We start from the raw sequence: 13330 nt of genomic DNA, 5'->3' as shown, positions 1-13330 counted from the left end.
ATCAAGCCTTATGTCTAAAATTTATATAAAATATGGTGTATTAATCGCCATCGGTCTTATTTTATACTTCGTGCTTACAAAGTTATTAGGTTTGCACAAGTATCCTGTTTTAAGTGCGGCAAATGGTGTTATCTACGGCACTGGAATCTTGTTGGCTCTTAAGAAATCGAAAGCATCAAAAACGCGTTTTAAATATCAAAAAGGCTTTCAAGTAGGTTTTATGAGTGGGGCTATTGGAACACTAATTTTTGTAGTGTTTATGGCTATTAATATGTATCAGATTGACACAGAATTTGCTAGAAATATTTTAGATGCCTGGAACTTGAATTACGACAGTGGAACATTTATGATACTAATTTCTTTAGTGCTAATGGGGGTGTCTACATCCTTGGTACTAACTTTGGCATTTATGCAACTCTTAAAAGATTCATGGAACACTCCAGATGGGAATCGAAATACCCTGTAAAATAGCACGTAATCCCTTTGTAGATTAAGATTTAAAAATTATATTTGCACCCGCCTTCGCGAAAAGATTTTTGCGTTGAGGGTAGCATCCCGCTAATAACGGGGTGTATCGATAAAATAATTTAATTTATAAACGTTACGCTATGTACGCAATTGTAGAGATAGCAGGGCAGCAATTTAAAGTTGCAAAAGACCAAAAGGTTTTTGTTAATCGTTTAGCCACTGAAGAAGGTGAAAAAGTCGAGTTCGACAATGTTCTTTTAGTGGGTGATGGATCTAACATTACTGTTGGCGCCCCGGCTATAGACGGCGCTCTTGTTGGAGCAAAAGTCGTTAGACACCTTAAAGGTGACAAAGTTATTGTTTTCAAAAAGAAAAGAAGAAAAGGATACCAGGTGAAAAATGGTCACAGACAGTCTCTTTCTGAAATCGTAATTGAAAGCATTGCTTCTTCTGGAGCTAAGAAAAAAGCAGCGCCTAAGAAAGAAGCAGCTAAAAAAGAAACTAAAAAAGCTGAGCCAAAAGCAGCAGCTCCTAAAGCTGAAGCAAAGAAAGCAGCTCCACAAAAGGAAACAAAAGCTCCGGCTAAAAAGGCAGCTCCTAAAAAAGCAGCTAAGGCAGATGACCTTAAGAAAATTGAGGGTATCGGTCCTAAAATTGCCGAAACTTTGGCAGCAGCAGGAATCGCAACATTTGCGGATCTAGCGAAAGCAAAGCCAGCTAAAATTTCAGAAATCATTGAAGGTGTTCGTGGAAATCACGTGCCAGACACATGGCCACAGCAAGCTAAATTGGCTGCAGATGGTAAGTGGGATGAATTAACTGAATTACAAGATAAATTAGACGGTGGTGTTGAAAAATAATTCAACAACCATTTAAGTATAACTTATCCGCCCATGGCGGATCTAAATCCGAAACAAGATGGCTCATAAAAAAGGAGTTGGTAGTTCTAAAAACGGTAGAGAATCAGAATCGAAACGCTTAGGTGTAAAGATTTTTGGTGGGCAAGCAGCTATTGCCGGGAACATCATCATTAGACAACGTGGTATGGAGCACCATCCTGCTGAAAATGTATATGCTGGAAAAGATTATACATTACACGCAAAAGTAGACGGTGTGGTAAAATTTACCAAGAAGAGAGATAATAAATCATATGTTTCTATCGTGCCAAGCGCGGAAGCATAAGAAGTATATTTTTTTGATATAAACCTCAATCGAGTAATCGATTGGGGTTTTCTATTTTATGCTATTTAATCTTTTTGGTAGCAACCATTTTTTATCTACAGGTAGGTGTGTTAAAGCAAAGTCTGCCGGTTTGGTGTCATACCAAAACAATTGTGGGTTCTGCCTATTGCCGTGACTCACGGACCACGTAATATCAAGCAATCGCCATGAGCCATCAATAAAAACTGCATTCCAGGTGTGTTCTGGCACTCCTGAAGTGTTTTTAACTTGACCTCCCTGCAATGTAAATCCATGTATGCTTTTAGCCTTAACACCAACATCTTCACACAGCTGTTCAAACAGAAAAGCATAACCGCCGCATAGCGCTTTCTTCCGCCTTAAAACATGGGCAATGATATTTTCTTTTGAAGTATAAATTTGTTTTTGAAGTTTCCGATTTAGGCGTAGTTCGTTGTCGTATTCAATTGTTGTTGCGAGCCATAGAAAAATGCTTTCAGCTTTTTGTGCATCGGTAGTTTTTCCTTTGGTGATTTTCTGCGCTAAACGTTTCGTAGGGGTTTCAAGGTTTGTGATTTTTGGCTGTACTTTGGGTTTTCGATATTCGCTATGAGTGGTTCGTTTCCCAATGATATATTTTCCTTGAGCATTTGCAGGTGCGGCGAAACCTGCCAATACGATGAAAACGACGGTAAAAAACTGCAATTTTACAATTGATATATTCATAAGTAACGAACGAGATTTTCACTTCAATATTTCTGTGTACATCTCAGCAGCACCCTTTTTTCGGAATATTTGTTGAAGTAACCCTGATAGATGTGGTATTAATGGTGTGCAAAATCTTTTGGTTACTGGATACAAAAAAAACCCTCACATTATATTCTCAAACTGATTGAGAACCTTGTAAGGGTTTTGTTGTACGTAGGTCCAATTTCAATATTTGATTTCGGACTCAGTTTCTATTTCAATTAGTATCTGTAGTACTCCGGCTTATACGGTCCTTCTACTTCTACACCAATATAGTCTGCTTGGTATTTTTTCAACTCGGTTAGCTCTACACCAATTTTCTCAAGATGTAGTTTTGCTACTTTCTCATCAAGTTGCTTAGGTAGCATGTAAACTTTGTTTTCGTAAGCATCGCTGTTTTTCCAAAGCTCAATTTGTGCAAGTGTCTGGTTTGTAAACGAATTACTCATCACAAAACTTGGGTGTCCTGTTGCACATCCTAAGTTTACTAATCGTCCCTCAGCAAGAAGGATAATGTGCTTACCATTTAAGTCGTATTTGTCAACTTGTGGCTTGATTTCGTCTTTGGTAGCATTGTTGTTTAACCAAGCTACGTCAATTTCGTTATCGAAGTGCCCAATGTTACACACAATAGTTTTGTCTTTCATAGCTTCAAAATGCTCACCTCGAACAATGTCTTTATTACCTGTTGTGGTAATCACGATGTCTGCATTTCCTACTACAGTTTCAAGTCTTTTTACTTCAAAACCATCCATTGCAGCTTGAAGCGCACAAATAGGATCTATTTCAGTAACGGTTACAATACTACCAGCTCCTTTAAACGAAGCTGCTGTACCTTTTCCAACATCACCATAGCCACAAACAACAACGCGTTTTCCTGCTAACATGATATCTGTAGCACGTCTAACTGCATCTACAGCACTTTCTTTACAGCCGTATTTATTGTCGAATTTACTTTTAGTTACACTGTCGTTTACATTAATCGCAGGCATTGGCAAGGTGCCATTATTCATACGCTCGTAGAGACGGTGAACTCCTGTTGTAGTTTCTTCAGAAAGACCTTTAATGTCCTTTACTAACTCTGGATATCTATCCAAAACCATATTTGTAAGGTCACCTCCATCATCTAAAATCATATTTAAAGGCTTGCGGTCTTCTCCAAAGAATAATGTTTGCTCGATACACCAATCAAACTCTTCTTCGTTCATTCCTTTCCATGCATATACTGCAATACCAGCATCTGCTATTGCTGCAGCTGCTTGATCTTGTGTAGAAAAGATATTACAAGAGCTCCAAGTTACTTCTGCCCCTAAAGCGATTAAGGTTTCAATGAGTACAGCTGTTTGTATAGTCATGTGTAAACATCCTGCTATACGAGCTCCTTTTAAAGGTTGCTCATTCTTATACTCTTCGCGCAAAGACATTAAACCAGGCATTTCTGCTTCAGCTAGCTCAATTTCTTTACGACCCCAAGCCGCTAACGAAATATCTTTTACTTTAAACGCCGTGTAAGGCACTGTGTTCGTTGACATATTTATTATATTTGAAAGATTAAGTTTTTTCTTTTCCGTTCAATTTTCGGACTGCAAAAATACGTAATATTCGCGAAAAAGTATGCCACTTTACAAAACTATAACAGTATGTGATGCAGCTAAGGTGCTGATTTGGAAGATTGAAGAATCTTTTGAGGCGCTTTCAGAAGGTATTGTACTTACTTCACATTGCGAACAGCGCGTTCAAGGCATGAAAAGTGATTTGCATCGAAGGGGTTTTATGAGTGTGCGTCATTTGTTGGCCGCAGCGGGATATACAGATCACGATTTGTTTTATGACGAAAACGGAAAGCCTCACTTAAAAGATGGAAAGCACATTTCGATTACACATTCATTTATTTTTTCTGCAATTATTGTAAGTGATTATGAAGTGGGTATCGATATTGAAAAACAGCGTCCGAAAATTATAAAAATAGCGCATAAATTTACTCCGTTAGAAGAATACAGAACCTTGGCCAATGACGATGCCATCATTCGAAAATTAACGATGGTTTGGGGTGCTAAAGAAAGTCTATATAAGAGCTTCGCAACACCTGGGGTTAGCTTTTTACAAAACATATTTGTGGAAGATTTCAGGTTAGAGAATTTAAGTACAACCGCTCAAGTTAGGTACAGCGGCGTTATGGAAAATTATAGTGTTTGGTTTTTAGAGTTTGAAGAATTCACTTGTGCCTACGCACTTATTTCTACAGACGATGGGTAAAAATGTTTATCAAACTTTTACCAGTGCGGTTTCTGCTAGCAACACTTTATTAGCTATTTTGATAGATCCAGATGTTTTTGAAGTTGCAACTGCCGCCCAATTTCTGCGGAAATTACCTGCCGAAACGACCCATATCTTCGTAGGAGGTAGTAGTGTGCCAAACGGGAAAACCTCGGCTGTTGTCACCGCTTTAAAGTCTAGTACGGCAAAACCAATTGTGCTCTTCCCAGGAAATGTTTCACAGATTTGTAAAGAAGCAGATGCAATTTTGTTTTTAAACTTGTTGTCTGGTAGAAATCCTGAATACTTAATAGGCCAACATATTAAGGCTGTTCCTAAACTTAGACATACCAGCTTAGAAGTTATTTCTACTGGATATATACTTATTGACGGTGGAAACAAGTCTGCAGTAGCACGGGTTACAGCTACCAATGCCTTGCCTCAAGATGATATTCAACACATAGTTGATATTGCCAAAGCTGGTGAACTGTTAGGTGCAAAACTAATGTACCTTGAAGCAGGAAGTGGTGCAAAAGTTCCAGTTTCCGAAGCAATTATTAGTGCGGTAAAAAATGAAATAAGCATTCCGTTAATAGTAGGTGGAGGCATTAAGACAGAAATTCAGAAACAAATAGCATATAAAGCCGGTGCTACCATGGTGGTAATGGGAACCCATTTTGAGGTGCGGAGTGCTAGCAATTTATAAAATTTAACACCTTCAATAGAAAAGTAACTGTTCATAGATTAGGGTTGTTATCTTTGAAGCTAGAAATAAGAAATTAAAGAAATGAATATTTCCGTAGAACTCACGTTAACACCTCTTCAAAACGATTTTGAACCCGCGATTATAAACTTTATAAAAGAACTGCGATCCTCAGGACTTACCGTACTTGAAAATCCGCTAAGCACACAAGTTTTTGGAGAATACGATGCTGTAATGAAGGTACTTCAAAAAGAAATGAAGACAGCGTTAGAGGCTATAGATAATGGCTTGCTTTATATAAAAATAGTAAAATCTGACCGTAGCAACTATGAGCCCCATTTTTGATTTTTTATTCGGTCAATACGCTGGATATGAAACCTTGGATATTGTATTGGAGCTCTTGGCAGCCGTCTTTACAATTGCTTCTGTATGGTACTCGAAAAAAAACAATGTTCTAGTATTTCCAACAGGGATTATCTGCACCGCCATATTTGTATACCTTTTATTAAAATGGGGCCTTTTAGGAGATATGATGATAAATGCGTATTACTTTATCATGAGTATTTACGGTTGGTATGTTTGGACTCGAAAAGTTGACGATACACACGTTACACCAATAACTAGAACCACGAAAAAAGAAAAGCTGTATTCGGTACTTATCTTTTTTGCAACCTTTGTGTTTGTGTGGGTTGTATACACTCTGTTCGATAAGTTTAACCACTGGAGTGCTTATTTAGATACGTTAACTACCGCTATCTTTTTTGTGGGCATGTGGCTAATGGCAAAAAGAAAAATTGAGAATTGGTTGTACTGGATAGTCGGCGATATTATTACAGTACCGTTATATTTTTACAAAGGACTCACATTTAGCAGTATATTATATTTAGTATTAACTTTTATTGCCATTTTTGGCTATTTCTCATGGAAAAAACACTTAAACAACAAGTCGGCAATTGCCTGAAGATTGTAATGTTTGGACCAGAATCTACGGGTAAAACCACATTGGCAAAGCAATTAGCAGCGCACTATAAAACTGAATGGGTGCCAGAATATATGCGTTCTTATTTACAGGAAAAATGGGATAATGAAATGGAAACCATTTCTAAAGACGATCTATTGCCAATTGCCCAAGGCCAAATAGCTTCAGAAAATAGTGCAACAAAGCGAGCGAACGGGATGTTGTTTTGTGATACAAATTTGTTAGAGTTGCAAGTATATTGTGAGTATTACTACAACGGTTGGTGCCCCAGAGAAATAAAAGAAGCTACAGGGAACATGGTTTATGACCTTTATTTCTTAACAGGCATAGATATACCTTGGCAAAAAGATGATTTGAGAGACAGACCTCTAGATAGGTCTACTATATTCCGTAGTTTTGAAAATAGCTTAAAAGCGCGTAATTTACCTTTCATTGTACTGAAGGGAACAAAAGAAGAAAGGCTGCATCAGGCAACTGCCGAAATTCATAAACGATTCAGAATTTAATACATGCTAACTGAAAAAGATAGAATACAAATTGAAGCTCACGGTCTTAATTTAAAACAAGTAGTAGGGCAATTAGAGACTTTTGCGAAAGGTATTCCGCCCGCAAAGATTATTACTGCGGCTTCAGCAGGTAATGGAATAGAAGTGTGCGGTAATGATACGCAAAAGGAGTTAATTGCGTATTACGAAGCACGAAAGGATAAAAATACCATTGTTAAGTTTGTTCCCGCTTCTGGCGCTGCTACCAGAATGTTTAAGTTTTTATTTGAGTTTTTAGAAAATTTTAATCCGGAAGTTGAAACCTTCAATCGTTTTGTTAAAAGTGGAAATCATACGCAAATGGAGATTTTTGCTAAGTCAATTAAGGACTTTGCATTTGTTAACGATGTGCGTAAAAAGATTAGAGAGAACTATCCAGAGTATAAGCAAAGTAAAAAGGGGGTTCGCCTACAGTATTTTGTGAAAAGTATGTTAGAAGAATCAGGCTTAAATTTTGGGAAACTTCCAAAGGGGCTTATCCCATTTCACAAATATTCTAAATACGCGACAACAGCATTTGAAGAGCAGTTGTATGAGGCTGCACATTATGCAAAAAGTAAAAATAATGCGTACTTACATTTTACTTTTTCGGAAGCACATGTTCCATTTTTCAAAGAAGAGTTTGAAACAGTTAAAAAAAGAGTAGGGAAGAAAATGAAGACCGAGTTTCATGTTTCTTATTCATTTCAGAAACCAGAAACAGATACCATTGCTGTAACTCCAGAAAACAAACCATTTCGCGATGCTAAGGGTAAGTTAGTGTTTAGACCGTCGGGTCATGGCGCTCTACTCGAAAACTTGAATGAAGTAGATGCAGATATTATTTTCATTAAGAATATAGACAACGTAGTTGCTCAAGACTATGTTGCAGACACTGCTGAGTATAAAAAAATGTTAGCAGGAAAGTTACTTCAAGTTCAAGAACAGGCTTTTCACTATGTATCGCTTTTAAATGATGAAGGTGAAACCCCCGAAGCCATTGCAGAAATAAAATCATTTTTATGGAATGATCTCAACATAAAAGATATTCCCAATGATAGAAGTCATTTAATAGGATTGCTTCATCGGCCTATACGTGTCTGCGGTGTAGTTAAAAATACAGGGGCTCCTGGAGGCGGTCCTTTTTGGGTGAAAAATGATATGGGAGTTACTTCTCTTCAGATTGTAGAAACGGCTCAAATAGATATGGAAGATAAGCATCAAGCCAATTTAGTTAGTGAGGCAACACATTTTAACCCAGTAGATTTGGTATGCGGGGTGAAAGATTATCTAGGTAATAAATTTGACCTTACCAACTACGCAGATCCTAATACTGGTTTTATAACTGAAAAATCACAGGGTGGAAAAGATTTAAAAGCACTTGAACTACCAGGCTTATGGAATGGCGCAATGGCAAAATGGAATAGTATTTTTGTTGAGGTGCCTCTTAGCACTTTTAATCCTGTAAAAACGGTGAACGATTTGCTTCAAAAAGAGCATCGACCTAACGCCTAATGAATACTTCCCAAGTTTTAACCGAATTAGACTATAAAGCAGTCCGAAGCAGTGGTCCAGGAGGGCAACACGTCAATAAAACCTCCACGAAGGTGACACTTTACTTCGATATTGATATGTCGCAGGGACTTTCAGAAGAAGAAAAGAACCGCCTGAAACAAAAATTGAAGTCTAGATTAACTGCAACAAACGTTTTAGTTTTACAATGCGGAGAGACGAGAAGTCAGCATCGAAATAAAACCTTAGTTACTAAAAGATTTTTAGCGTTATTAGAAGCGGGTTTAGCTCTTAAAAAGAAACGAAGAAAAACAAAACCCTCAAAATCTGCTATTGAGAAAAGGTTGCGCCATAAAAAGGAAACTGCGCTGAAGAAACAAAACCGTAGGCGCCCAAATCTTGATTAAAGGACCATAAACTGTATCTTTTTTACACAGGTGTACCATAGAGGAAACACTTTATAATAATCGAAATTTTTCTCAATTACATCTACACAGCACGTTCTCAGTGTGTTGTTGGTTTTTTATTGCGGTATTGCTAGAATGGCGCGATAGTTTCTATATACTTACCGAACGTCACAACGCTCATAACAAACAAATAAGCATACCCCAAGCTATGAAAAAGTTTCTTATAGTATTTATATTTTCTATCGGAATGATGGCTACTTATGCAACACCAATCATCAACTCTGAAGCAAACCTCACTTCCCAAAAGGAGCTTCGGAAATATGTAGAAGTTAAAGTTTCTGAATTACCCCAGCCTGTAAAAATTGCTGTAGCTAAAGATTTTGAGGGTGCTACAATCAGCAAGGCTTACAAATCTGAAAAAGGTGAATTCAAACTAGTTATTTCCACTGAGGCTGGCGAAAGTCAGACCCTTCATGCCAACAGTAAGGGTGAGTGGATTGAAAAGCAGTAAGCTGCAGGTATTTTTAGATTCAATACTTCGCGTGGGTGCCCTAAGGGGCACCCTTTTTTTATAATTCTCCAATTTTTTTTCTTGTGTATCACCTACTAATTATCACAGTATTCATTTATATAATGCATCATATTCTTTATTTTTACGTATACGAATCTAAAATATGAGTCAGCGCATTTTAATAGTTGAAGATGATGTAGCTTTTGCAGCTATGCTTGCTACCTTTCTAGAACGAAACCAAAGAACCGTGGTTACCGCGCATAATGGTGCAGAGGCAAGAAAGATGATAGCAGATAGGGCCTTCGAGGTTGTGATTACAGATCTAAAATTGCCTGATACCAATGGCATTGAATTATTAGAGTTGTGTAAAGAAAGTGCTCCTGGTACCAAGGTGCTTATTATGACTGGGTATGCAGATGTTACTTCTGCTGTCGATGCTATAAAGAAGGGTGCAATCGATTATATTTCAAAGCCTTTTAGACCTGAAGAACTTCTTATGATTTTAGACCAGTCATCAGAGATGTTCAGTCTGGATGACCGAGATAAACCCGAGGTAACTGAAAAAAAAGCAACAAAACAAAGTGTTGATGTTCCTTTTGTAAAGGGTATTAGTGAGGTTTCTAAAAAGTTTAACGAATATATTAACCTCGTTGGGCCAACCAATATGTGCGTTCTTATTCAGGGAGAAAGTGGCACTGGTAAAGAGGTAGCGGCTAAGGCAATTCACGATACTAGCCTGCGCCGAAATGAGCCATTTATTGCTGTAGACTGTGGGGCTATTCCTAAAGAAATTGCTGCGAGTGAATTTTTTGGGCATGTGAAAGGAAGTTTTACTGGAGCTGTTAATGATAAAATAGGTCATTTTCAAGCGGCAGATGGAGGGACTCTTTTTTTAGATGAAGTAGGGAACCTTTCTTATGAAAATCAAATTCAACTTCTCCGTGCGTTACAGGAGAGACGAATTAAACCAGTGGGTAGCAATGCCGAAATTGAAGTAGATTTACGGATTATTTCTGCTACAAATGAAGATTTAACGAAGGCAGTAAACTTGGGCACTTTTCGAGAAGATTTATACCATAGGCTAAATGAATTTTCGGTGCATATTCCCTCATTGCATGAGCGAAAAGAGGATTTATTTCTTTTTACAGAATTCTTCTTAGAACAAGCTAATATATCGTTGGGCAAGCAGATCAAGGGCTTAGATAAAATGGTTGAAACTGCCTTTAAAAAATACAGCTGGCCAGGTAATTTGAGAGAGCTTAAAAATGTAATCAAGCGTGCTGTGTTACTAACAAACACGTCTTATATTCCTATAGATGTTATCCCACGTGAAGTTATTCTCGAAACTGAAGCTGCTCCTAAGAAGGATTTTTCTAAAGATACCAATGAAAGATTACTTATTATTAACGCTTTAGAAGAGGCGCAAAATAACAAGGCAAAAGCCGCTAGGTTATTAAATATTACCAGGAAAACACTCTACAATAAGCTGAAACAATATCAAATTGAACTCTAGTCAATTTCCTGTTCCAATTCGCTTACTAATTCATTAATAGCGTCTTCTAACGTTGCAAAAAGTTCTGCAAATGAAGGGTCTATAGTGGTGATTAATTCCATTTGTTCGAGTATAGAAACTACCTTGTTTGCTTCAATTTGTCGGGTCATCGTTAATTTTCGATGCGAAATAGCTTTAATCGTTTCTATATCGTCTTCATCTATTGCTTTGCGCAAAGTTTCCATGTCTTCATAGGTCTGAATTAAGAATACTGAAATGATCTCATTAAGAGCAACTTTGTCTGTGATAAAAGACTTCAACATGGTTAAATCGTAACTTGTTGCTTTGCTAGTAGGTGCAGCATTGTGCGTTTGATTTAGTACTGTTCCTGTGTCAAAAAGGGTGTGAAGTGTATTTAGAAGTGTGCTTTTATGAAATGGTTTGTAGAGTATATCACAAAAACCTTGCTCGAAATAGTGTTCGCTTTTATGCGTTTGGTTACCCGTCATGGCAATAACTGGTTGTTGATTGTATCCCATTCCTGCTTTTGTTCTTAGCCATTTTAATACTTCAAATCCATTAGTGTCAGGCATTTGTATATCGGTTAAAACAAAATCATAATCTACAGCGCCTGCTACGGTTTCAAATTCAGAAAATTTCTCGAATGCTGTACATGCTATTCCTTCTTGTTCTAGCACTTCTTTAAGTAAAGAGCGCATGGACGGGTCGTCGTCAAAAACGAGTGCTTGTAGATTTCTTTCAGATAGCGTGCCTTTTGAAACCATATGTTCTTCGGCACTAAGCAATTCGTTATCTGATACAGGCTCAAGCGGTAGTACTACTGAAAAAGAACTTCCATGATTTACCTCGCTAATCACAGAAATTTTGCCACCTAATAAACCTACGAGCTTTTTTGAAATAGCAAGTCCAAGACCAGTGCCTCCAAATTTTCTAGAAGTATCTTCATCGGCTTGAGTAAATTCTTTAAAAATTAATTCTTGCTTTTCAGGCGATATGCCTATACCAGAATCCTTAACCGTGATTTTAACTTTTGTTTGTTTTTTCTTTTTCGAGACAATTTCAGCTATAATATGTACAGTGCCACTTTCTGTAAATTTAAAGGCGTTGCTCACCAGATTTAAAACAATCTGCCTAATTCGCAGCGGGTCACTTTTAAAATAACACTTTTCTAATTCTTCGGAAATTGTAAAGTTAAGAGCAACGGGCTTATCTCCATACCTGTCTTTTACTGCATGTCCAGATTCAAAAAGAATGTTGTGCAATGAAAATGCAATATGATCTATTTTAAGTTTTCCTGCCTCTAGTTTTGAGAAATCGAGCAAGTCATTAACTAAGTTTGTGATAAATCTAGAGCCACTTGCAATTTGATCGGTATAATAGGTCTGCTTTTCGGTGAGTGGGGTGTTTTTAAATAGTTCGGTATAGCCTGAAATAGTGTGCAAGGGAGTTTTAAGGTCATGACTTACTGTAGCGATAAGCTGTTCTCTACTTCGTAAAACCTCTTCTGTAGTTTCTTTAGCCAGGCGTAATTTTTTCCGTAGCTTTTCAGCTCTAAAAAAGTCTGAAATGATGATATAAGAGAAAAGTAAAATAACAATCAGCCCGACAATGCCGCTTATTTTTAGTACGCTACTTGCTTTTTGCATAGAGCGTTGTTGTGTTGTTTTTTCTTTTAGGTAGTTTTTGGTTATCTGGTTGTCGAAGGTGATGATAAGCTCCTGCAAGTTTTTTGAAATCACCAAATCGTTTGCAATGAGTTCTGCTTCTCTGGCTTTAAGCTCTTCACGATTTTTATTTCTAAGATACTTGGCTTCGGCTACAATAAATCGGGTGGCAGATAGCGTAGAATCTATGAGCTTGGCTGGCACCTTCATTGTGTCTATACCTTTGTTATAATTAAAGACCTTTATAATGTTTTCCCAAGACTCCCGCTCTTTTTTGCTTCGCCATTTAGGGTTCAAGGTGTTGCTCAACGTAGACTTGCCCATGTTGTCTTCTAGGTTGTTGAGTTCCCTCAAGATATCGTCTAAAGAGGCATCGGCGTTCATTTCCATAGAAAGCTCGCGCAAGGCAATAATATTCTTGTTTTTTGAAATCAGAAGACGTTTTATACTATCTAATTGCGTTTTCTGACTTTCGTCTGAAGTAGAATTTCTGAAATCGGCTATAGACTGATACAGGGAATCTACTTGAAGTTGAAATCGTTCAAAATCTGCTTCGTCTTCAGAAAGTAACGCCAATCTGGAAAAACTGTCTGTTTCATAAACTAAATTGATAAGAGAACCAGTTTCTACTACTTTTTTTCCATCATTATTATTAGCAGCATCTAGGTAGGTGCGTAATTCAGAAAATAAAAACACACTCACAATTACCGCAAGTGCCGCCAATACAAGGTAGCTTACGATAATCTTTAAGGGAAAGCGAGTTGTTTTAGGTTTGTTCATCGCCTAGTAAAGATACAGAAAAACAACACGAAACATACCGATTATTTAGATTGCCTTCCGTACTTTTGCCCCACATCTCAAAGGGGT

At 37.5% G+C, this 13330-nt stretch carries 15 protein-coding genes; 12 read left to right on the top strand and 3 right to left on the bottom strand.

The annotated features are described in order from the left end of the window. Positions 1-10 precede the first annotated feature (10 nt). The 3 genes from G5B37_RS08220 (at position 11) to rpmA (ending at position 1650) form a co-directional block, all read left to right on the top strand. On the top strand, positions 11-466 hold the full coding sequence (locus tag G5B37_RS08220; protein WP_164679561.1) for a DUF4199 domain-containing protein: 456 nt from the start codon (positions 11-13) through the stop codon (positions 464-466). Between the two features lie 142 nt (positions 467-608). Further along, positions 609-1328 carry a 50S ribosomal protein L21 gene (gene rplU / locus G5B37_RS08215; RefSeq protein ID WP_164679560.1) on the top strand — a complete coding sequence of 240 codons (720 nt, stop codon included), beginning with the start codon at positions 609-611 and terminating at the stop codon, positions 1326-1328. 58 nt (positions 1329-1386) lie between these two features. Then, positions 1387-1650, top strand: a complete 264-nt coding sequence (rpmA, locus tag G5B37_RS08210) for a 50S ribosomal protein L27 (protein WP_164679559.1) — start codon at positions 1387-1389, stop codon at positions 1648-1650. A gap of 51 nt (positions 1651-1701) precedes the next feature. Here rpmA and G5B37_RS08205 read toward each other — a convergent pair whose 3' ends face one another. After that, the gene (locus tag G5B37_RS08205) at positions 1702-2373 is read right to left on the bottom strand and encodes a transglutaminase domain-containing protein (RefSeq protein WP_164679558.1); all 672 of its coding nucleotides are present in this window, start codon (positions 2371-2373) and stop codon (positions 1702-1704) included. A 242-nt stretch (positions 2374-2615) separates the two neighbouring features. Continuing rightward, a complete protein-coding gene (ahcY, locus tag G5B37_RS08200; protein ID WP_164679557.1) occupies positions 2616-3926 on the bottom strand; it encodes an adenosylhomocysteinase in 1311 nt (436 codons plus the stop codon). Positions 3927-4008: 82 nt separating this feature from the next. Between ahcY and G5B37_RS08195 the strand changes: the two genes are divergently transcribed. From G5B37_RS08195 to G5B37_RS08155, 9 genes are all read left to right on the top strand, one after another. Continuing rightward, on the top strand, positions 4009-4650 hold the full coding sequence (locus G5B37_RS08195; protein WP_164679556.1) for a 4'-phosphopantetheinyl transferase family protein: 642 nt from the start codon (positions 4009-4011) through the stop codon (positions 4648-4650). After that, positions 4601-5356: a geranylgeranylglyceryl/heptaprenylglyceryl phosphate synthase gene (locus G5B37_RS08190; protein WP_263649770.1), complete on the top strand. Its 756-nt coding sequence runs from the start codon at positions 4601-4603 to the stop codon at positions 5354-5356. The genes G5B37_RS08195 and G5B37_RS08190 overlap by 50 nt, the downstream gene beginning before the upstream one ends. 81 nt (positions 5357-5437) lie before the next feature. Beyond that, on the top strand, positions 5438-5698 hold the full coding sequence (locus tag G5B37_RS08185) for a thiamine-binding protein (protein WP_164679555.1): 261 nt from the start codon (positions 5438-5440) through the stop codon (positions 5696-5698). Beyond that, positions 5682-6314 carry a nicotinamide riboside transporter PnuC gene (pnuC, locus tag G5B37_RS08180; RefSeq protein WP_164679554.1) on the top strand — a complete coding sequence of 211 codons (633 nt, stop codon included), beginning with the start codon at positions 5682-5684 and terminating at the stop codon, positions 6312-6314. Before G5B37_RS08185 ends, pnuC begins: the two co-directional genes overlap by 17 nt. Next, the gene (locus G5B37_RS08175; RefSeq protein WP_164679553.1) at positions 6275-6838 is read left to right on the top strand and encodes an AAA family ATPase; all 564 of its coding nucleotides are present in this window, start codon (positions 6275-6277) and stop codon (positions 6836-6838) included. The genes pnuC and G5B37_RS08175 overlap by 40 nt, the downstream gene beginning before the upstream one ends. Before the next feature lie 3 nt (positions 6839-6841). After that, entirely contained in the window at positions 6842-8371 is a 1530-nt protein-coding gene (locus G5B37_RS08170) for a DUF4301 family protein (protein WP_164679552.1), read from the top strand. Further along, complete coding sequence (arfB, locus tag G5B37_RS08165; protein ID WP_164679551.1) at positions 8371-8775, top strand: alternative ribosome rescue aminoacyl-tRNA hydrolase ArfB; 405 nt, start codon at positions 8371-8373, stop codon at positions 8773-8775. Before G5B37_RS08170 ends, arfB begins: the two co-directional genes overlap by 1 nt. 208 nt (positions 8776-8983) lie before the next feature. Further along, positions 8984-9286 carry a hypothetical protein gene (locus G5B37_RS08160; RefSeq protein ID WP_164679550.1) on the top strand — a complete coding sequence of 101 codons (303 nt, stop codon included), beginning with the start codon at positions 8984-8986 and terminating at the stop codon, positions 9284-9286. Between the two features lie 163 nt (positions 9287-9449). Further along, entirely contained in the window at positions 9450-10799 is a 1350-nt protein-coding gene (locus tag G5B37_RS08155) for a sigma-54-dependent transcriptional regulator (RefSeq protein ID WP_164679549.1), read from the top strand. Here G5B37_RS08155 and G5B37_RS08150 read toward each other — a convergent pair. Further along, positions 10796-13243 (bottom strand): hybrid sensor histidine kinase/response regulator, encoded by a 2448-nt coding sequence (locus G5B37_RS08150; RefSeq protein WP_164679548.1) that lies wholly within the window; start codon positions 13241-13243, stop codon positions 10796-10798. The genes G5B37_RS08155 and G5B37_RS08150 overlap by 4 nt on opposite strands. Positions 13244-13330: the final 87 nt, after the last annotated feature.

Source organism: Rasiella rasia, from assembly GCF_011044175.1.
GTDB lineage: Bacteria > Bacteroidota > Bacteroidia > Flavobacteriales > Flavobacteriaceae > Marinirhabdus > Marinirhabdus rasia.
Note: the sequence above shows the minus strand (reverse complement) of the source record. Positions and strands in the feature narration are given on the sequence as shown.